Raw genomic sequence first — 20,348 nt, 5'->3', positions numbered from 1 at the left:
AACAATCTCGGCTAAAAGCGCGTCAATCCATGGCCGCATGCGCCACGGCATCGTCCTCGACGTGGCGCGTGGGCTTGATCAGCAGGATGAGCGGCACCACCAGCAGCGTCGCAAGGAACATGACCTTGAAATCGTTGAGGTAGGCGATCATCGCGGCCTGCTGGTTGATCGACTGGTTGAGCATGGCCAGGTCATAGCGCGAGCCGCTTGCCAGCAAGGATTGCAGGGCCGGGTTGTACACGCTCACATTGGCCGCCAGGTCGGCGTGGGCCACCTGCGTGTTGCGCGTCATCAAGGTCTGGATCACGGAGATGCCGATGCTGCTGCCGATATTGCGCATCAGGCTGTAGGTGGCCGTGCCGTCCGCGCGCAGTTCCGGCGCGAGCGTGGAGAACGTCAGCGCGCTCAGCGGCACGAACACCAGTCCCAGGCCAAAGCCCTGGACGATGCCGGGCCACACGATATCGGATACCGACAGCACCACGGTGTACTGCATCATCTGCCACAGCGCGAAAGCGGAAATCAGGAAGCCCGCAAACAGCAGCACCCGCGCGTCGATGCGCTTGAGCAGGCGCCCGGCCAGCAGCATGGAGAGCATGGTGCCGGCGCCGCTTGGCGCGGTGACCAGCCCGGTGGTGGCCACCGGATAGCCCATCAGGTTTTGCAGCATCGGCGGCAGTAAGGCGCGGGTGGCGTACATGACCGCGCCGATCACGAAGATGAAGCAGGCACCGGTGGCAAAGTTGCGGTCCTTGAGCAACTGGTACCGGAAGAATGACCTGGGCCCGGCCGTGGCGGTGTGCGCCAGGAAATACAGAAAGCTGACCCCCGCCAGGATGGCCTCGATGCGGATCTCCAGCGAGCCGAACCAGTCGAGCTGTTCGCCGCGGTCGAGCATGGCCTGGAGCGCGCCGATGGCCAGGCCAAGCGTGATGAAGCCGAACGCATCGAACTTCAAGGCCCGTGCCGGCGCCCGGTTGGGCAGGAAGGACAGCACGCCGAACAACGCGAATGCGCCAATCGGCACATTGATGAAAAACACCCATCGCCAGTTGTAGCTATCGGTCAGCCAGCCGCCCAGCGTCGGGCCCAGGATGGGCCCCACCATCACGCCCATGCCCCACACCGCCATCGCCTGTCCCTGCTTCTCGCGGGGGTTGATATCCAGCAGGATGGATTGCGACAGCGGCACCAGCGACGCCCCGAATATGCCCTGCAGCAGCCGCGACGCCACGATCTGCGCCAGCGTGTCGGACATCCCGCAGAACGCCGAGGCAATGGTGAAGCCGGTGATCGAGATGGCCAGCAGGCGCTTGACGCTGAGCCGGTCGGACAGCCAGCCGGTGAGCGGCGTGGCGATCGCGGCAGCGACGATGTACGAGGTCAGCACCCAGGTGATCTCGTCCTGCGATGCCGACAGGCTGCCTTGCATGTGGGGCAGCGCCACGTTGGCGATGGTGCTGTCGAGTGTCTGGATCAAGGTCGCGGCCATGATCGCGATGGTGATCATGGGCCGGTTGAGCGGCATTTCTACGCGCCCGGCTACCGCATCGGAGGACATGGTTTGAACAACCTGGAGGGGTGGGGTTGAATAATAAGCATGCTTATTATACGGTCGCGCCAAAGCATGGCAAGCCGCTTCTTGCTGGCGTGGCGGCGTGCCTGAGGGAGATCTTTGTACAATCGCGCCATGGAAACGAAACTGGAAAAGCGCTTTGGCTTCCTGGTCTCGGACGTTGGCCGCCTCAACGGCAAGCGGTTCGATGAGCTGGCCAAGTCGTCCCTCGATCTCACCCGGGCGCAATGCCGCGCACTCGCCTACCTGTCGCACTATGGTGAAGTCAACCAGGTGCGGCTCGCCGAGCTGCTGGAAGTCGCGCCGATTTCGGCGGGACGCCTGCTTGACCGGATGGAAGAGGGCGGCTGGATCGAGCGCGTGCCCAACCCGGAAGACCGCCGCGAGCGCGTGGTGCGCATGACGCCCAAGGCGGAAAGCGCACTGGACAAGGCCCGGCGGGTCGGCGACGAGGTTGCGGCGGAGGCGCTGGCCGGCCTCAGCGAGCCGGAGCGCGAGCAACTGATCGGCCTGCTCCAGCGCGTGCGGCAAAACCTGGGCACGATCGTCGATCGTTGACGGCGGGCAGCAAGCCCATCCAAATCCCTGAAGTGCTCTACCCCGGCGCCGCTTTGCTTCGCCGCCTTACTTCGCCGCGCCCCCCGCGCGCCGCGCCATGGCCGGCTTGGGCTTTGGCGCCTCGGTGGCGCCGCCAAAAGCCGTTTGATAGATCTTGCCAGCCTCCTCATACAAGCGCGCGCGATTGTCCGCCTGCAGCCCGATCTGCTTGCCGCCGATCTCGATCTGGACCAGCCTGTCCTGCGCGGCCATCTCCGCGCCGAACTGCTCGTAGAACGCCGTGGTGGCCTGGCCCGATACGCTGTAGTACTGCATGGCGGCCTGCAGCGCCATGGTGTTGCCCATCTGGGCATTGAACGCGCCCGCGCCCGAGAACGCGTCGCTGGCCATGCCCGCCCCGGCCATGGCGAAGGCGCCGGCCATGGACATCATCTGTTGGCGTGCCCCCTGCTTTTCCTTGGCTAGCCGCATCGCGCGAAAGCTCTTGCCATAGGCGCCGTCGAGCAGCTTGGCCACCAGGGCGCGGTCCTGCGCGGCGACCCATTTGCGTTCGGCATCGGCAAGCTGCGAGATCAGCTTCAGCTTGGCCTCATCGCCGGGGGCCGGTGTGCGTGCCGCCAGGCGCTCGGCCAGCGGCTTGTCGTAGCGCGCGACATAGGCGTCGAATGCCACGCGGGTTGCCTGCGCTGCATCGATCCGCGTGAGTCCGTCGGCCACCACGCGCGCCAGGTTGTCCAGCGTTTCGTTGCGCAGCTTGCCGTCGGCATCGAAATCCGGTGCCGCGGAGGCTTCGTAGTACGCCTTGCTGAACGGCTCATAGGTCTGCGGGAACGCCACGGCTGCATCCGGCGCGAGTGGCACGCCCGCCTTGGTCGGGATGGGGGTACTGTAGTCCCAGGAGTCGCCCGCAAAGCCGTAGATCACATCTGGATGGGGCACGTCGCGGGCCTCCAGCGCGGGGCATGCTGCGGCATCGAAGGCCGGCATGATGTTCAGCGCCGGCTTGTAGGCCAGTACCCCGCAGGTCTTGGCCGACGCTAGCCCGGCCGTGGACACGCTGGCGATGACCTGGGCCGAGCCATGCGTGCTGCCCTTGTGGGTCAGCGGGACATCCCACAGGTCCACGACCATGCGCGCCGGGAAGCGATTGCGCACCAGCGGACGATAGACCAGCTTGCCGTTCTCGGCATCGAGTATCAGCGGCTCCAGTGCGATGTCGGCGGACGGGATGTAGCGGCCAAGCAGGCGGGTGAACTCCGCCGCGTAGTAGATCGAGCCGGCGGGGATGCCCCGGTAGGCGTCGTGGATGCCGTCGAAGCCCATGATGGACACCGGGTTGTTCCACACGAGATCGTTATAGCGGCTGACCCAGTTCGGCTTGAGGAGCGCCTGCGCGGACTCCGTGACGGCCTGCGGCCAGCGCACGACCACTAGCGCGCTGCCCGTCAGCGGCTGCACGGCGGCTACGGTGCCTTGCTGCTTGTACGCGGCATCCATGCTGGAGAAGTTTGTCGTGCTGCAAGCGCCCAGGCAAAGCGCGGCGGCTGCGACGGCGACGCCGCGCAGCAGGGTTCGGTTGGTTTGGCTCAAGGCAGTTTCCTCGTCGTGGCTGGGTTCGCCTCTGTGGCGGGCAATTTGGTGATGGGTGGGCAAGACGCCTGTGCCGCGCTGGCGGCTTGCGCGGCGCGCGCCCGGCAACCCGGGATGCCGGCGCCGGCCGCTTCGGCACGCACGCCGGCGGGCAGGTCGACCTGGCCCAGCAAAAAGCTGCGCATCGCCTCGCCGGACACCGGCGCGAGCGCATCGCCCTGGGGGGCCTCCCGCGCCATCTCGGCAACGCGCCCCTGCCCTGCCCCGGCGATCTGCGCGATGTCCGCGCCCATCGTCGCGGCCTGCTGGCTCATGGACCCGCTCATCGCCATGGCGGATTGCCCTAGCGCGGCGCGGCGCTGCTGCAGCTCCGCCGCCTTCTGGCGGGCGAGGCGTTCGCGCTCCTGGGCCTCCTGTTCCGCCCGGCGCTGCTGTTCGGTGCGGCGCTGCAGCTCGACCCGGCGCTGTTCCTCCAGCATCGCTTGGCGCTGCTGCGCGGCGACGCGCTCCTGTTGCTCGCGCTCGCGGGCCGCCTGCTGCGCATTGCCCCGGCTCTGGTCCTGCGATGCCGCTTCGGCCTTGCGCTCTGCCTCCCGCTCGCGGGCTTGTTGCGCCTGCTGCTGTTGCAACTGTTGCTGCAACGCTGCCTGCTGCCGCAGCTCGGCTTGCCGTTGCGCCGCCAGGCGGCGTTCCTCTTCGAGCCGGCGTGCCCGCGCCTGGCGTTCCTGCTCTTGCGCCTGCTCCTGCGCGCGCCGCGTTCGCTCGATGTCGGACAGCTGGCAACGGGCGCCGATAGCCGGCGGGTCCGCGTCCTGCACCAACGGGCCAAGTGCCTCGTTCCAGCTATTGCCAGGGACGTTGTTGATGAAGACGGAGCCCTGGCGCGTAAGGCCTGCCGTGGTGCGGACCTGCCAGTCGAGCTGGCAGTCGACCGGATCGTTGGTCTGGGCGAGCACGCGCAGGATGTAGCGATCGCCGGAGATGCGATAGCTGGTGACGACGGCGTGCGCCGGCAGGACCAGTGCCAACGCGCTCACGCCGATGGCGGTGCGAAATAACTTGTGCATTCTTGATTGACTACCGACGCATCACACGTTGGCTTTTCCCGTGATGGCGATTGTATCGACCGGGAAATAAGGTGCCCACCTCCGAACGGGTGAGAGATGCCGTGACGTTGGCTCTTTGAATCCCCAAGGTGGCTTGCCGCTGCTGGCTAAGGGGGCTTGCGGCTCCACGGCGGGGAAGGATTTATCCCATGAATATGGGATGCGGCGCCAAAAGGCCTATGGGAAACTCCCGCCGGGAAAATACCATCTATCAGAATTCTTTAAAGAATTCTATTTGAATCAAATCCAATTCGCATGACACGCCGGCGTAGCGGCACGGTTTGCAATGTCTTCAACGTTGAGGCTGCGCCTTGTGTAACGGCCGTCGCGGCCGCAGCCCGGCCGCCGGCGTCTCAGACCAGCCGAGCCACGTCCTCCACAGCGTCATCCAGTTGCAGCTTCAGCAGCTTGAGCAAGCAGTACAAGCCGTAAGCCGCCTCCGTCTTCTCGCTCTGAAGCTCCGCCAGTTGCAGCAGGCTATCCATCCCGGCGCTGACGCTTTGCAACTCCGCGCAACCGTTGGCGATGCGTTCGCGCAGGCCGCGATCCAGCGTTTCGATCCGGTCGATCAGTGCGGATACGAGGGGCTGTTCCTCGGCATTGGCGGGACGCGTCATGCCGATCAGCTCGGCGATGAGATCGCCTTGCCTGCTGATGGCGAGGAGCGGGTCGGCGGGACTGCCGCCGCGCGTGATCGAATTGGGGCCGGCTCGGGCGCTAGGATGCATGCAAGCTCCTTAAAGAGGGGGAGGCTATGGGGGCAAGACCAGGCCGCCTGCTTCAACGCGAGCGTGGCGGACTCGTAAAAGCATACTGCTTCCGCGGTCGCTCACCTTTAAGAAATTTCTGGATTTTCAGGCAGGGCGCGCCGTGGCGCTCATTGCAAGGCCTCGCCCGCCTGGCGGGGGCGCCCATGTTCGAGCGGATGAGTGCTGGTGAAACGCAGTCTTGCCATCTGTTCCGCCGCATCCGATAGCAAAGCGCTCGCGTTGGCCATGGCTTGCTCGACAGTGATCGGGCCGGGCGCCAGGGAAAAGCAGCCCGTGAAATGCGTCCCCAGGGCCGGCAGCGCGGCGGGGTCGATGGCGCCGCAAAGCAGTGAGGCGGGCACTCCGCAGGCATGGGCGCGCTGGCAGGCGATCAACGGCGCCTTGCCGCTTAGCGTCTGCACATCGCTGCGTCCCTCGCCGGTGATCAGCCAGTCGGCGCCCGCGAGCGCGCCATCGAGGTCTACGCAGTCCGCCACGATGTCGGCGCCCGGGCGCATCTGCGCGCCAAGCATCAGCAAGGCGTAGCCCAGGCCACCGGCCGCGCCCGCACCCGCGGCGTCCACGGCGTGGCGCCCGAGCGCCGGCTCCAGCAAGCTCGCATAGCCGGCGAGCGCGGCATCGATGGCCTGCACATCCTGCGCTTGCACGCCCTTTTGCGGGCCGAACACGGCAGTGGCGCCTTGCGGCCCGGTCAGCGGGTTGGTGACATCGCACATCGCTACCAGCCTGGTGGAAGCCAGCCGCGGGTCGAGCTGGCTGGCATCGATTGCCGCCAGCTGGGGCAGCGCGGCGGGCGTTGGCGGGATGTCGCGGCCCTGCGCATCCAGCAAGCGCAGCCCCAGGCCATGCAGCAGGCCGGCGCCGCCATCGTTCGTGCTGCTGCCGCCAAGGCCGACGAAGATCTCGCGCATGCCCAGGTCGAGCAGGGCCTTGATGGCATCGCCGAGGCCGGTCGTCGAGCGCTGCGCCACGGGGCATGCCATGCCTGCCGGATCGGTGATGCCGACGATTTCCGCGGATTCGATCACGGCGCGGTCGCCCGCGAGCAGCGCTACCGTGGCGATGCGCGCGGCGCCGTCCGCGCCGCGTACCTCGATGCCGGCGCGCTGGCCGCCTGCGGCCAGCATTGCGTCGATGGTGCCTTCGCCGCCGTCCGCCATCGGGCGTTGCCGGATCGTCGCCCCGGGCAGCGCGCGCTGGATCCCGGCGGCGATGGCGGCGGCGACCTGGTCGGCCGCAAGGGAGCCCTTGAATGAATCGGGGGCAATGACGATAAGGGGATCGGGAAGGCTAGGCATAGGGCGAGGCGGGGGTGAACGGCGCTCACCGCAGGGCAAACGCCATACCGAGGAAAGGGGAAAAGTGGGGAAAGGCCATCGGGCGGCAGCGGGTGCTGCCCGATGGCAAAGACTGCTGGCTAAGTCGTGCCCTCAATCCTTCTTGGCCGCGACTTCATGGTTGGCCATCAGCTCAAGCGCGCGGACCAGCGCGGAGTGATCCCAGTCCGAGCCGCCATGGCTTGCGCAGGCATTGAACAACTCCTGGCAGGTGGCCGTGTTCGGCAGCGACACGCCCATCTCGCGCGCGTTCGACAGCGCAAGGTTCAGGTCCTTCTGGTGCAGCCCGATGCGAAAGCCCGGGTCGAACGTCCGCTTGATCATGCGTTCGCCGTGCACTTCCAGCACCTTGGACGACGCAAAGCCGCCCATCAGCGCCTGGCGCACGCGCGCCGGATCCGCGCCGGCCTTGGAGGCGAACAGCAGGGCCTCGGCAACCGCCTCGATGTTCAGTGCCACGATGATCTGGTTGGCCACCTTGGCGGTCTGCCCCGCGCCGTTGTCACCCACCAGCGTGATGTTCTTGCCCATTAGCTCGAACAGCGGGCGCACGGTCTCGAACGTCGCTTGCGAGCCGCCGACCATGATCGACAGCGTGGCGTTGCGCGCGCCGACCTCGCCGCCGGACACCGGCGCATCCAGGTACTGGCAGCCAAGCGCATTCACGCGCTCGGCGAAGCCCTTGGTGGCGATGGGCGAGATCGAGCTCATGTCGACCACGATCTTGCCGGCGCTCAGCCCGGCGGCAATGCCGCCGTCATTGAACAGCGCGGCCTCCACATGGGGCGTGTCCGGCACCATCAGGAAGATCACGTCCGCGCGTTCGGCCACTTCCTTGCCGGAGCTGCAAGCCACGCCACCGCTGTCCAGCAGGGATTGCGGCACGCCGCTGCGGCTGGACAGGCTCACTTCGTGCCCCCCGGCGATCAGGTTGGCGGCCATCGGGGTGCCCATGATGCCAAGGCCAATAAATCCAAGCTTCACTTTCGTTCTCCGTTAGTCGATCTCAATGGCATCGCTTGCCGCCGGACGCCTGCGCAGCGGGCACCGCGATGCCGGTGCCTCAAATCTCTTGTCTCGATCTTGTCTGAAATGCTTGTCCCGAAACGGGGCCGGCTCAGTACCGGCTCAGTATCCCGATGTTTCGCCGCCTGCCGCCTGCCCGTCGCGCATCTGCGTCACCACCTGCCGGGCACCGGCCGCCATCAGGCGCGCATCGGAGCCAACGGTGACGAACTGGAAGCCTTGCTCGATCCTGCGCAATGCCGCTTCCGGCGCACCGTTGTGGATGCCGGCGACCACGCCGTGCGCCTTGGCGCGGGCCACCACGTGCGCGATCGCCTCCGCGACGGGTGGGTCGACATCGTCGAATGTCGGGCGGCAGCCGAGCGCGAGCGACAAGTCGGACGGGCCGATATAAACCGCATCTAGCCCTTTGACCGACAGGATGTCGTCCAGGTTATCCAGCCCCTGCCTCGTCTCGATCATCGCGAAGACGACGATGGTTTCGTTGGCGCGCTCGGGATAGTCGGGGCCGCCATACAGCATGCCGCGGATCGGCCCGAAGCTGCGCGTGCCCATCGGCGGGTAGTGGGTGGCGGCGACTAGGCGCTCCGCGTCTTCGCGCGTGTTGATCATCGGGCAGATCACACCGTACGCGCCGGCGTCGAGCACCTTCATCAGGATGCCTGGCTCATTCCAGGGCACGCGCGCCACCGGCATGGTGTCGGTGGTGGAGATCGCCGTGAACAGGCTAAGGGCGTCGCGGTAGTCCAGCGCGCCGTGCTGCAGGTCCACCGTGAGCGAGTCCCAGCCCTGGTGGGCCATGGTCTCCGCGGCAAAGCTGCTGGGGATGGACAGCCAGCCATTGACGACGGCTTGCCCGTTCGCCCACATGTTCCGTATCCGGTTCTCGCGCATTGTGTCTCCTGTGGCTTGACTTATAAGTTATCGTACAACATGGGGCAAGTATAACCCGCGCAGGCACGTCGTCAAGCGAAGCAGCAAGGTTAAGGCCGGTTTGAGGAAAGTTAGTGCGCTCGGCGTGGCCCGAGGCAGGCGGGAATCGTGCTGAGGCCATGACATGGCTCGCGGTGAGCCATGTCATCGTATGTCTTGCCAGTGCAATGCGTCTTAACGCTTGCCCACGCGGAAAGCGATCTCGCCGACACCAGCCACACCGGCGGTCACTTCGTCGCCGGGCTGCAGCGCGCCGACGCCGGCCGGCGTGCCCGTGAAGATCAGGTCGCCAGGTGCCAGGGTCACGCTTTGCGACACATAGGCAATGACGTCGGCCACGGGCCAGATCAGCTCGTTCAGGTCGCCTTCCTGGCGCGTCTCGCCATTGACCTTGAGCCACACGTGGCCTGCACCGGGATGGCCGATGCTGGCCACGGGGTGCAGCGGGCCGCAAGGGCCGGAGGCGTCGAAGCCCTTGGACCAGTCCCACGGACGGCTCATCTTCTTGGCGGTGTCCTGCAGGTCGCGGCGGGTCAGGTCCACGCCTACGGCATAGCCCCACACCAGGTCGAGTGCTTGTTCGGGCTTGATGTTCGCACCGCCCTTGCCGATCGCCACCACCAGTTCGACCTCGTGGTGCAGGTTTTCCGTGAGCGGCGGATATGGCACCGTGCCCTCGGCGGCCACGACGGCATCGGCCGGCTTGGTGAAGAAGAACGGCGGTTCGCGGTCCGGGTCATTGCCCATCTCGCGGGCGTGCGCGGCGTAGTTGCGGCCCACGCAAAACACGCGGCGGATGGGAAAGCGGGCGCTGCTGCCGGCCACGGCGACGCTTGCCTGTTCGGCGGGCTGGATTACGAATTCGGTCATGTCTGGGTCCTTCTGTGACGAAAGCGTGGAGGGATTACTTTGCGAAGACCTGGCTGATGTCGCCAAAAGCCTTGAACTCCAGCGCGTTGCCCGACGGATCCAGGAAGAACATCGTCGCCTGCTCGCCGACCTGCCCCTTGAAGCGCACATGGGGCTCGATCACGAACTGCGTATTGGCAGCGCGCAGCTTCTCGGCCAGCGCTTCCCAGGCATCCATGGAGAGGATCGCGCCGAAGTGGCGCACCGGCACCTCGTCGCCGTCGACGGCGCTGGTGGCACGGTGGCCGCACTCTTCCGGCGCGAGATGGGCGACGACCTGGTGGCCATAGAAATTGAAATCGATCCAGGCATTTGAGCTGCGGCCTTCGGGGCAGCCGAGGAGCTCGCCGTAGAAGCGGCGGGCTTCTTCCAGGTCGTTGACGGGAAAGGCCAGGTGGAACAACGGGGTTGCGCTCATCAAAGGGGCTCTTGTCTCTTGTGCGTGGGGGTTGTCGGTGTGTTGCCGTGTTTGATTGTAATCAGCAGAAGTCGTAATATGAAACGAATGATTTCTGTGCTCAGCATCGAAAATTTCAATATGAGTCACGCCATCCCGCCTGTGATTCGCACATGACCCCCACATGACCCCCACATGATCCGTTATTTCCGCACCTTCCTTGTTGCGGCGGAGACCTCGTCCTTTTCCGCCGCCGGCGCACGCCTTGCCCTCACCCAGTCAGCGGTGAGCACTCAGATACGCCGGCTGGAGGAAGACCTTGGCTGCACGTTGTTCGACCGGGCCGGCAAATCGGTCGCGCTGAGCCAGGAGGGCCGCAAGCTGCTGCCTGAAGCCATGCGCTTCGTCGAGCTATACGAGTCCATGAAGGGCCGCGCGCATTCCGCCTCCGACACCACGCCGCTGGATCTTGGCGCCGTCTCCACCGTGCAGGCCGCGCTGCTGCCCGGGGCCATGAAGCGCTTTCGCGCCGGATTTCCCAAGACACACGTCAACATCGTCCCCGGCACATCTACCCAATTGCTGACCCAGGTCGATGCCCGCGAGCTCGACGTGGCGGTGCTGATCAAGCCAAGGCTAGGCATTCCGCAGGAACTCAAATGGGTACCGCTGATGCGCGAGCGCTTTGTCGGCGTTGCGCCGGCGGGCTCGCCGCGCGACTTGAAGGCGGTGCTGGCGGCCATGCCCTTCATCCGCTACAACCGGCATTCCATGGGCGGGCAACTGGTGGACCGCTATCTGCGCCGGCACCGGCTGTGGGTCGAGGAGGGGATGGAGCTGGACGAGCCCGCCGTGATCCTGCGGATGGTCGATGAAGGACTGGGCTGCGCGATCATTCCGGCCGCGCTGGTGCCGCTGCGGGCCGCGCGTCACGTTGTGGAGATACCGTTGCCCGGCGAACCCATATTCCGCGAGATCGGCGTGCTGGTCAGGCAGTCGTCGCTCAAGCGCGCGTCCATGGCGGCGCTGATCGATGCGCTGGTCGCCGAGACCGCGCACGCGGCCGGTTGATGTTCCTCCCCGGGCCGCGCGCCGCATTGCCGCGGCGCGCAAAAAAAAGCACCCCGCGCGGCGGGAGCACACGCGGGGCGACCAGGACGACTTGGCAACACCCGCATGGGCGCGGCCGGGCCAGCAAATCTTCAATTCCTCAGCGTTTCGGGTTCAGCCGCACCTCGTCGTGTTTCGTAAGGTGCGGCGGAATATTAAGCAGCGGGAAGGGGGATCAATGCGAAGAGGAGCAGGGCCATTGCGGCCTTATCCCGGCTTTAGGAACGAAGCGGGCCCGCCATGGGCGCAAGAACTGCCGCGTGCATCACCCGGCAGCGGGATGAAGTGTCAATTCGTGATACATCGCGCACATCGCCGTCATGCATTTTCAATGTGCAGTCATTCACTCTGCCAGGCCGGCCAGGAAGATCTGTCGCCGGGCAACCACGGGCGCAACCCATTGGTCCGGCGTGTCGCCGTTGCCGGCGGCGACGGCCTGCATGATGTGAAGGGGTCAGGCAACCGGCGGCTGGTCCTGGAGAAAGCGCGCCGGGATGGCGTCCTTGATCGGGAACATGGAGAAGTAGGGGCGGGCCTCGGCCAGCACCTGCGCAACCGCGGGACGGGCCACCAGCCGTTCGAAATAGGCGGCCAGGCGCGGATGCGTCGGCGCGAAAGGCACTACCGCTGCCGCGTAAAACAGCGCCGGTTCCGCGGCGCAGTCCGCCAGCGTGAAGTGCTCGCCGACCATCCAGGTGCGGCTGGCCATGCGCTGCTCGATCATGTCGTAGGCGGTGCGCAGGGCGGCTTGCGCGTCCGCCACGCCGCGCGGGTCGCGCTCTGCCTCCGCCCGCAGCCGGTCGCCTACGATCTTCTGCATCGGCAGGTGCACGTAGAGATCGAAGATGCGATCCCACAGCCGCGCCTCGCGGCGCTCGTCATCATCGGTCGGCAGCAGCGCGCGCGCGCCGGGGTAGTGCCGGTTGAGGTAGTCGATGATGATCGTGGTTTCCGGGAGCGTCACGTCGCGGCTGTCGTCGCGCAGCACCGGCATCTTGCCGATGGGCCAGAGCGCCAGGAACGCGGCGCGCGAGTCCTTTTCGCCAAGGTTCACCACAACGCCGGAAAATGGCGTCTGGTTTTCGTAGAGCGCGATCAGCACCTTGTGGCAGAACGAAGACAGCGGATGGTAGTGGAGAGTCAGTGCCATGATGGTTGCTCCTTGCCGTAGCGCCCGCCTACGTGGTCATCAGCTGCGGCGGCCGCGGGCGCGTGGCCACCGCAAAGGCAATCTGCGCCAGCCCGGCGGCCAGCCCAAGTGTCACTCCGGTCTGCCACGCCAGGGTGTAGGAACCCAGCGCATCGTAGACCAGGCCACCCCCAAACGCGCCGACGAAGCTGCCGATCTGGTGGCTGAAGAACGCCACGCCGCCCAGCATGGCCTGCCAGCGCAGGCCGAAGGTCTGCGCGATCCAGCCCGCCACCAGCGGCGCCACGCCCAGCCACAGGAAGCCCATTATGGCGGCAAACACCAGCGTGCTGCCCGGCGTGGGCGCCGATGAGAAGTACCAGGCCAGCGCGAGCGAGCGCACGCTGTAGATGATGCCGAGCAGCACGAGCTTGTTGACCCGCCCGCCGGCCCAGCCGAAGAACAGGCTGCCCAGCACATTGAAGCCGCCGATCACGCCGAGTGCCTTGGCGCTGAGCATCGGGTCCATGCCGCAGATGTCGAGATACGAAGGCAGGTGCGTAGTGAGGAAGACCAGTTGCATGCCGCACACGAAATACGCGGCGCCCATCACCAGGAACGCCTTGTTCCGCAGCGCCGCGCCAAGCGCCTCGCGCGCATTCTGCTGCACGGCGCCGGGCAACGTGGGCAGCGGCAGGCGATCCACCTTGCCCGCGTACCACGCGGCGGGCAGCATGACCAGCGCAAGCAGGATAAAGGCCGCCAGCCCCACGCGCCAGCCGAACGACTGCGCCACCACCTGCCCGATCGGCGCCGCCACCAGAGCCCCGAGCGAGCCGGCGCCGGACACAATGCCAAGCACCGCGCTGCGCAACGCCGCCGGCACCGGCCGCGCGGCCACCGCCATGGCAATGGCGCTGCCCGTGCAAGCCATCGATGCGCCGATCGCCACGCCCGCGCCGAGCGTCACGCCTGCGATGCCGTGCGCCGTGGCCAGCAGCGCCAGCCCCAGCACATAGAGCAGCGAGCCGCTCATCATCAACGGCCGGAACCCCACCCGCGTGGCCCAGGCGCCGGCCATGGGCTGGAGCAGTCCCCAGGCCAGGTTCTGCACCGCAATCGCAATCGTGAAATCCGACACCGAGATGCCGATGTCCCTGGTCAGCGGGGGCATGAAGATGCCAAGGCTCTGGCGCAGGCCCATGGCCAGGCTCAGCATGACGGAAGCGCCAATCAGGATCGGCAGGACGGGGCGGAGGTCGGACAGGCGAGGGGGCACGGTGGAACGGTCTCTGTCTTTGTATTGTTGTTATTGTTTTCTTCTTTGTCGTGACCTGATTGTCACACTACGGGCAGCCGTGAAGTGATATCGATAGGGATATCGGTATGCGGGCCGATCGGATAACCCGGCCGAGGGTAAGTCCGAGCGCAAGCGCTGTCAATCTGGATATGGCAAAGGCTGGGTTTCGCTGGCGGGCGAGGTCAGGGCTTGCGCGCGGTCTCCCACAGCCCCTCCATCATGACCGGGTAGGCCACTGGCCTGAAGGCAGAGAACTGGATATCCCGCACGTGGGTGAAGCTCGACCACAACAGCCGCGTCCCCTTGAGCCAGCGAGACCCCTTAACCCTGGCTTCGATCAACTGAAGCTCTGCGGCCGTTGCCGGGCGCAGCGGACCGACAGTGCCATAGAGGCGTACCCCAGGCGGCTGGTGAAAGCGGCCGCGCAGCAGCGAACGCAGCCAGAATCCTTTGCCAGAGTCGATGGCCATCAGGCAAACGTGGTCGTTGTGCGCAAGGTTGGCGGCCAGCGTGCTGGTGTAGCGGTCGAAGAAGAATGCCGTCTGGTCCGCGCGCGCGAACACGGTCCCGATGGGCGTGACCGTAGGCATGCCGTCGGCGCCGACGGTGGCAAGGGCGCAATAAAGGGAGGATCGCTGTCCGCGCTCGATCAGCGCGCGGATGGTGGGCCAGGCATCGGCAAGGGAAGGCGTCCGCATAGGGATCCGTGGAGGTTGTCGGGACGCGCCGGGTTGCGCGCGCCCCTCTTTTATACGGACCACGGCAGCCGTATGTCAAACTTCAGGACATTGACGCGGCCGCCCTGGCCGCCGGGGCGAAGCGCTTGCGCAGCATCTCATCGGCGGCGCGGTGATACCCGGCCTCAAGCGTGGCGATGATGTCCGCCACGTGCTCGCTCGCATCGATGGAGCCGCATCCGTGGCCGGCGCCGCGAACATCGCGCCAGACCTTTACGTTGCCGTCCCCGGTACTGCGGTACTTGCTGGTTTCCTCGCTGAACGGCGGCAGGTTGTCGGGGTCCAGGTTTGCCTTGACCAGGCTTGCCCGCAGGTAGTTGCCGTACACCCCGGTAAAGGTGTTGCTGTAGACGATGTCGGCCGCCGTGCTCTGGATGAGCTCTTCCTTGTAGACATCGCTTACGCATGACTCCTGCGCGGCGAGGAAGCGCGTGCCCATGTACGCGAGATCAGCGCCCATGGCCTGCGCGGCCAGCACGTCGCCGCCCGTGGATATGGCGCCGCCCAGCACGACGGCGCCATCGAAGAAGCGCCGCACCTCGTTGATCAGGGCGAACGGGCTGCGGTCCCCGCCCTGGCCGCCGGCGCCGGCGGCCACCAGGATCAGGCCATCCACGCCCATCGACGCGGCTTTCCTGGCATGCCGCACATTGGTCACGTCATGCAAGACCAGGCCACCGTAGGCATGCACTTCCTGGATGACTTCCATTGGGGGGGCCTTCAGGCTGGTGATGATAATGGGAACCTGGTGCTCAACGATGGTGACGAGGTCTTGCTCCCAGCGTGTGTTGAGCTTGCTCATGACCTGGTTCACGGCGAAGGGCGCGACCTTGCGCGCCGGGTCAGCCCGCCGCGCGGTAGCCAGGCGCTCGCGAATCTCCGCGATCCAGTCGGCAAGCTGCGCCTGCGGGCGCGCGTTGAGCGCCGGGAAGGCCCCCACGATGCCGTTTATGCATTGCTGGACCACCAGTTCGATGCCCGAGCTGATGAACATGGGTGACCCGATGATTGGCAGGCGAAGCGCATTGTTCAGCGCCGACGGAATGGCCATGGAATTTCCTTGTGGGATGGAGGGGGAGCGTGCTTCAAAAAACTATACGAGCCGTGCGCCGGCCGCGTCCAATGCGCGTTCGGGCTTTAATGATGCGAACCTCGCATGAAACGCTCCATGCCGTCTGCCCCGTCTCTTTCGCATTGATTCCACTCTCACATCAATAAACCCGGAACCGTCATTGGACGCTCCCGGGTCGATATGAAATAGTTTGCGGCAGGACATCTCGCTGGACGCGATGCTCCCACGGATCAGAACAATAACGATGGCAGGAGGAGATTTCGAGCATGAAGCAATCGCTTTTCGCGTTGGCTGCATTCAGCCTGTTCGCTGGTGTGGCGCAGGCCGATTCCAGTGTGACCTTGTACGGCGTCGTGGATACCAATATCGAGTACGTCACCAATCTTTCCGGCGTCACGCCGTCCGCAGCCAATGGCTTTGCCGCCGGCCCGGCCAGCAACGTGGCACGGATGACGGCAGGTGGGTTGTCCGGCTCGCGCTGGGGCCTGCGCGGCGTGGAGGAGCTCGGCGGCGGCATGAAAGCCTTGTTCGTGCTGGAGAACGGCTTTGGCTCCGACGATGGCAAGCTGCAGCAAGGTGGCCGCCTGTTCGGGCGGCAGGCCTACGTGGGCCTGGAGAGCGCGCGCTTCGGCCGCGTTACCTTCGGCCGCCAGTACTCCACGCTGTTCAGCATGCTCGCTGATTTCTCCCCCACGGGCTACGCGAGCCAGTACGAGCCATTCGTGGCGTTGCTTGGCCTTAACGTCAGGTCGGACAACGCGGTCAAGTACAACGGTGTCTTTGGGCCTGTCACGGCCATCGCGCACTGGAGCTTCGGCAACGGCGTTGCCGGTGGTGGCGAGGTGCCAGGGCAATTCCGCCGCGATACCGGCTACGGGGCGGGCGTGTCCTACGCAGCCGGCCCGTTCGGCGCGAGCCTTGCCTATGACCAGTTCAACCCCACGCTGAACGCGGCGGGCGGCACCGGCACGTTCAAGAAGGTCGGCGCCGCCGCTAGTTACACCGTGGGTGCCGCAAAGCTCATGGGCGGCTACCGCTGGGGCAAGAACACCGACGCCAGCGGCGCTGCGATCCTGCGCGACGACTACTACTGGCTCGGCACCAACTATCAGGCCACGCCGGCGCTTGGCCTCACGCTGGCCTACTACTACGACGACGTAAAGAGCCTGGGCGGCGCAAACATCAAGAACCCGTGGCAGGTCTCATTCATGGTGGACTACAACCTGTCCAAGCGCACGGATGTGTACCTGACCACGGCCTATGCCAAGAACGCCGGCCTGGATTTCGATACCTCGGCGATCAGCTTCGCCAATGGCTACTTCCTGGGCGCGGGCAAGGACAGCATGCTGGGCGCGGCCATCGGCATCCGTCACAAATTCTGATGCTGCGCGCATCCCAAGAGGAGTGTATGAATATGATCACGAATAGCCCGGTCCCAGCTTTGTCATGGACGCGCCGTGCGCGGCTTGCGGCAGCGCCTGCCGTCTTGCTGGGGCTTGCGGCCCTGGGCCCAGGTGCGTCGGCGCAGCAGCCCGATGCATTTCCATCGCGTCCCGTCCGTGTCATCACGCCGTTCCCCGCGGGCGGGTCCACCGACAATTTTCTTCGCCCGCTTGCCATCCGGGTCGCCAGGATCCTGGGCCAGCCCGTCGTGATCGAGCCCCGGCCGGGCGGCAACACGATCATTGCGACCAGCGCCTTGGCGAAGAGCCCCGCCGATGGCTACACCCTGTTGATTGCCGTCAACACGCTGCTGACCAACTCCGCGCTCTACCGCAAGCTGCCCTACAACACGGCAACCGATCTGGTTCCCGTCACCTACCTGGGCGAAGACGGCTTCGCGGTGGCCGTCAGCGGCACGCTGCCCGTGACGAACCTCGCGGGCTTTCTCGCCCTGGCCAGGACCAAGCCGGGTGGCCTCACCTACGGGACATCGACGGTAGGCGGCACGACGCACCTGGGCCCGGTGCTGCTCGAACAGATGGCGGGGATCAAGCTGACGCAGGTTTCCTACAAAGGTGGGCCGACCCTGCTCAACGACCTGGGTTCCGGCGTCATCGACATGACCTTCGACGGCTACACCGGGATGGCGTCGCTGCTGCCTACCGGCAGGGTCAAGGTGATCGCGCAAACGGGCCCGCACCGCAGTCCTTCCATGCCAGACATACCGCTGGCCTCCGAAACACCGGGCATGGAGAAGTTCTCCCTGAAATTCCACGTAGGCCTGTACGCGCCGGCAGGTACGCCGGTGGCGGTCCTGCGCAAGCTGAACCTGGCGTTTCGCGAAGCGGTCGACGAAGAGATCAAGGCGAAGTCGCTGGCTTACAACCTCCAGCCGCTCAACCTCAGCGTGGAGGAATCCGCGCGGTACTTCCAGACGGAGCTGAAATTCTGGTCGGACGCGGTTCGCCATTCCGGCATCTCGATCGAAGAATAGAAGCCATGCAATCCGCAAAGGCACCAAGCCGACTAGCCAACTGAATCATGCATCCATCCCTTTTTGGAAAGACCGCGCCGGAAGACGTGTGCGCCATTTTTGCAGACGACAATTCTTCGTTGACGTATGGCGAGCTGGAGCGCAGAGCCAATCGCGGCGCACGCTTGTTGATGAGCCAGGGACTTCGTGCGGGTGATACGCTGGTCTTCTGCCTGGAAAACGACGCAGCGTTCCTGGCGGTCTGTCTCGCAGCGCAACGCATCGGCGTCTACTTCACGCCGGTTTCGACACGGGCGACGGCGGAAGAACTTGCGTACATCGTGGCGGATAGCGGTGCCAGCGTGCTGGTCATCGCGGCCAGCAAGGTTGCGGCAATGCCGGGCCTGCCTGGCCTGCTCGATCCCGGTGTACACCGCATTGCCTGCGCGGGAGAAGTGGCAGGTTACCTGGACTGGGACCGCGCCGCCGCGGAATTTGACGACAGCGAACTCTCCGACCCGGCCTGCGGGGAGGTGTTGCTGTATTCGTCCGGCACCACGGGCAAGCCCAAGGGCGTCAAGCGTGCCACGATGACCCGTCCGTACGACAGCGCCGATCCTCGCCTGGCAGCGCTGATGCAGACCTGCACCCGCGACACGGTCTTCCTCTCCACGTCGCCGCTCTACCACAGCGCGCCGTTCCGGTATGCGTGCGCCATCCTGGCAACGGGGGGAACGCTGATCGTGATGAAGCGTTTCGACCCGGAGCAGGCGCTGGCACTGATCGAACGATACCAATGCACGGCCAGCTTGTGGGTGCCAACCATGTTCTCCCGCATGTTGCGCCTGCCCGATGCCGTGAAACGGCGCTACCAGCTCTTGTCGATGACCTTCGCGGTCCATGGCGCCGCGCCTTGTCCGGTCTACGTGAAGGAGGCCATGATCGCGTGGTGGGGCCCGGTTCTCCACGAGGTGTATGCGGGCACCGAAGGCGTCGGCGCATGCGGCATCACGTCCGAGGAGTGGCTGCTGCACAAGGGCTCGGTCGGGCGCTCCACGCAGGCACCCATCCACATCCTTGACGACGAATGGCATGAGTTGCCGGTGGGGCAGGTCGGCATGATCTTCTTCGAGGGCACGGGCAATTTCAGTTATCACGGTGACGCCGCAAAGACCGAGAAGGTGACGAGCCCGCAAGGCTGGCGGACCTATGGCGACCTGGGTTACGTCGACGCTGAAGGCTATCTGTACCTGACGGGCCGCAAGTCATTCACGATCATTACGGGCGGGGTCAACGTGTATCCACAGGAAGTGGAGGATGTGCTGGGTGCCCATCCGGCGGTTGCGGACTGCGCGGTGTTTGGCATTCCGGACGAGGACCTCGGCGAGCAGGTCAAGGCGGTGGTGCAGACCGTCACGCCGCACGACGCGGGCCCCGAGCTTGGTCGGGAGCTGATCTCCTGGTGCCGCAGCAAGCTCTCGGCGATCAAATGCCCCAAGACGATCGATTTCGATCCCGCGCTGCCCCGTGAGCCCAACGGGAAACTCTACAAGCTGCCGCTGCAACAGCGGTACGCGAGACGCTAGTTCTACTAGTTTGACCCATCCCAAGGAGGCATATGTCAGATCAGGTCGTGTTGTATGAGGAGCGGGATCGGGTCGCGATCATCACGCTGAACCGTCCAGGCAAGAACCTGTTCAGTGATGAGGTCGTGCAGGGGCTGCACGACTCGCTTTGCCGGCTCAACGAAGGCAGTGCGCGGGCAGGCGTCATTTGCGCCAACGGCGAGAACTTCACGATGGGCGCCGATCTCCGGGCCTTCCCCAAAGATATCGCTCGCAGCATTCCCGGCGCGGGCGCACCGTCTGGCAAGCCGCTCGTGGCCGCTGTCAACGGCTGGTGCCTCGGTGCAGCGATGACACTGGTCCAGATGTGCGATCTGTGCGTGGCCACGGAGACGACCAGGTTTATGTACCCGGAAGCCAAGCTGGGCGTGTCGATGGGCATGATCGCCGGTCTGGCCGCGCGGATTCCGCACAAGGTGGCGATGGAGGTGATGCTGCTCGGCGGCGTGCTGCCGGCCCGGCGCGCTTATGAGGTCGGGCTGGTCAACCGGCTGGTGCCCGAAGGCGAACAGCTGAACGCAGCGCTCGAGTATGCGAGGGCATTGGCGGACAACTCGCCGCTGGTCATCGCGCGGCTGCGGCGGCTGGTCAGTGCGGTGGTGCCAGACAGCCCAGCCGTGCAGGCCTATCGCCTGCAGAAAGAGCTGTCCTTCATGCTGGAAAGCGATGACCTGAAGGAGGGCATGGGCAGCATCACGGAGAAACGCAAGGCGAATTTCGTAGGACGATAGGAGCCGTGGGTGCGGGCGAAGGCCTG

19 protein-coding genes are annotated in these 20,348 nt (G+C 65.6%); 6 read left to right on the top strand and 13 right to left on the bottom strand.

The genetic code is table 11. From position 1 onward, the window contains the following. Positions 1-22: 22 nt before the first annotated feature. Positions 23-1,561, bottom strand: coding sequence for a DHA2 family efflux MFS transporter permease subunit (locus AC1RQK_RS30435; protein ID WP_492373410.1), 1,539 nt, complete (start codon positions 1,559-1,561; stop codon positions 23-25). Positions 1,562-1,690: 129 nt separating this feature from the next. Here AC1RQK_RS30435 and AC1RQK_RS30430 point away from each other — a divergent pair, with 129 nt between their 5' ends. After that, positions 1,691-2,134: a MarR family winged helix-turn-helix transcriptional regulator gene (locus AC1RQK_RS30430; protein WP_174425270.1), complete on the top strand. Its 444-nt coding sequence runs from the start codon at positions 1,691-1,693 to the stop codon at positions 2,132-2,134. A gap of 66 nt (positions 2,135-2,200) precedes the next feature. Here the strand turns inward: AC1RQK_RS30430 and AC1RQK_RS30425 are convergent, their stop codons facing one another. The 8 genes from AC1RQK_RS30425 to AC1RQK_RS30390 all read right to left on the bottom strand — a co-directional run bounded on the left by AC1RQK_RS30425 (position 2,201) and on the right by AC1RQK_RS30390 (position 10,223). Further along, positions 2,201-3,724, bottom strand: coding sequence for a hypothetical protein (locus tag AC1RQK_RS30425; RefSeq protein WP_492813019.1), 1,524 nt, complete (start codon positions 3,722-3,724; stop codon positions 2,201-2,203). Next, positions 3,721-4,791: a hypothetical protein gene (locus tag AC1RQK_RS30420; protein ID WP_492813017.1), complete on the bottom strand. Its 1,071-nt coding sequence runs from the start codon at positions 4,789-4,791 to the stop codon at positions 3,721-3,723. The genes AC1RQK_RS30425 and AC1RQK_RS30420 overlap by 4 nt, the downstream gene beginning before the upstream one ends. A gap of 392 nt (positions 4,792-5,183) precedes the next feature. Beyond that, on the bottom strand, positions 5,184-5,558 hold the full coding sequence (locus AC1RQK_RS30415; RefSeq protein WP_492813015.1) for a DUF1484 family protein: 375 nt from the start codon (positions 5,556-5,558) through the stop codon (positions 5,184-5,186). 149 nt (positions 5,559-5,707) lie between these two features. After that, positions 5,708-6,898: a glycerate kinase gene (locus AC1RQK_RS30410; protein ID WP_492813013.1), complete on the bottom strand. Its 1,191-nt coding sequence runs from the start codon at positions 6,896-6,898 to the stop codon at positions 5,708-5,710. Between the two features lie 132 nt (positions 6,899-7,030). Next, positions 7,031-7,921 (bottom strand): 2-hydroxy-3-oxopropionate reductase, encoded by an 891-nt coding sequence (gene glxR / locus AC1RQK_RS30405; protein WP_492373405.1) that lies wholly within the window; start codon positions 7,919-7,921, stop codon positions 7,031-7,033. A gap of 144 nt (positions 7,922-8,065) precedes the next feature. Then, complete coding sequence (locus AC1RQK_RS30400; RefSeq protein ID WP_492813011.1) at positions 8,066-8,857, bottom strand: HpcH/HpaI aldolase family protein; 792 nt, start codon at positions 8,855-8,857, stop codon at positions 8,066-8,068. A gap of 213 nt (positions 8,858-9,070) precedes the next feature. Further along, positions 9,071-9,766: a fumarylacetoacetate hydrolase family protein gene (locus AC1RQK_RS30395; RefSeq protein WP_492813009.1), complete on the bottom strand. Its 696-nt coding sequence runs from the start codon at positions 9,764-9,766 to the stop codon at positions 9,071-9,073. A gap of 34 nt (positions 9,767-9,800) precedes the next feature. Beyond that, positions 9,801-10,223 (bottom strand): VOC family protein, encoded by a 423-nt coding sequence (locus AC1RQK_RS30390; protein ID WP_150990449.1) that lies wholly within the window; start codon positions 10,221-10,223, stop codon positions 9,801-9,803. 174 nt (positions 10,224-10,397) lie between these two features. On the opposite strand from AC1RQK_RS30390, the gene AC1RQK_RS30385 reads away from it, so the two are divergent. Beyond that, complete coding sequence (locus AC1RQK_RS30385) at positions 10,398-11,273, top strand: LysR family transcriptional regulator (protein ID WP_492813007.1); 876 nt, start codon at positions 10,398-10,400, stop codon at positions 11,271-11,273. A 493-nt stretch (positions 11,274-11,766) separates the two neighbouring features. On the opposite strand, the gene AC1RQK_RS30380 is transcribed toward AC1RQK_RS30385, so the two are convergent. The 4 genes from AC1RQK_RS30380 to AC1RQK_RS30365 form a co-directional block, all read right to left on the bottom strand. Beyond that, positions 11,767-12,462 carry a glutathione S-transferase family protein gene (locus AC1RQK_RS30380; RefSeq protein WP_492813005.1) on the bottom strand — a complete coding sequence of 232 codons (696 nt, stop codon included), beginning with the start codon at positions 12,460-12,462 and terminating at the stop codon, positions 11,767-11,769. Positions 12,463-12,490: 28 nt separating this feature from the next. Continuing rightward, entirely contained in the window at positions 12,491-13,660 is a 1,170-nt protein-coding gene (locus AC1RQK_RS30375) for an MFS transporter (protein WP_492373438.1), read from the bottom strand. Between the two features lie 263 nt (positions 13,661-13,923). Next, complete coding sequence (locus AC1RQK_RS30370) at positions 13,924-14,439, bottom strand: pyridoxamine 5'-phosphate oxidase family protein (RefSeq protein ID WP_492813003.1); 516 nt, start codon at positions 14,437-14,439, stop codon at positions 13,924-13,926. Between the two features lie 82 nt (positions 14,440-14,521). Continuing rightward, positions 14,522-15,529 carry an NAD(P)H-dependent flavin oxidoreductase gene (locus AC1RQK_RS30365; RefSeq protein WP_492813001.1) on the bottom strand — a complete coding sequence of 336 codons (1,008 nt, stop codon included), beginning with the start codon at positions 15,527-15,529 and terminating at the stop codon, positions 14,522-14,524. A 287-nt stretch (positions 15,530-15,816) separates the two neighbouring features. Here AC1RQK_RS30365 and AC1RQK_RS30360 point away from each other — a divergent pair, with 287 nt between their 5' ends. Genes AC1RQK_RS30360 through AC1RQK_RS30345 form a run of 4 tightly spaced genes read left to right on the top strand, consistent with a single transcriptional unit; the run spans position 15,817 to position 20,322 of the window. Then, the gene (locus tag AC1RQK_RS30360; protein WP_492812999.1) at positions 15,817-16,932 is read left to right on the top strand and encodes a porin; all 1,116 of its coding nucleotides are present in this window, start codon (positions 15,817-15,819) and stop codon (positions 16,930-16,932) included. Positions 16,933-16,964: 32 nt separating this feature from the next. Next, positions 16,965-17,987 carry a Bug family tripartite tricarboxylate transporter substrate binding protein gene (locus AC1RQK_RS30355; protein ID WP_492812997.1) on the top strand — a complete coding sequence of 341 codons (1,023 nt, stop codon included), beginning with the start codon at positions 16,965-16,967 and terminating at the stop codon, positions 17,985-17,987. 47 nt (positions 17,988-18,034) lie between these two features. Continuing rightward, a complete protein-coding gene (locus AC1RQK_RS30350) occupies positions 18,035-19,552 on the top strand; it encodes an AMP-binding protein (RefSeq protein WP_492812995.1) in 1,518 nt (505 codons plus the stop codon). Between the two features lie 32 nt (positions 19,553-19,584). After that, positions 19,585-20,322, top strand: a complete 738-nt coding sequence (locus AC1RQK_RS30345) for an enoyl-CoA hydratase/isomerase family protein (protein ID WP_492812993.1) — start codon at positions 19,585-19,587, stop codon at positions 20,320-20,322. Positions 20,323-20,348 lie beyond the last annotated feature (26 nt).

The organism is Cupriavidus sp. GW822-FHT02D05, from assembly GCF_058802485.1.
This window is presented reverse-complemented; position numbering and strand designations above follow the sequence as displayed.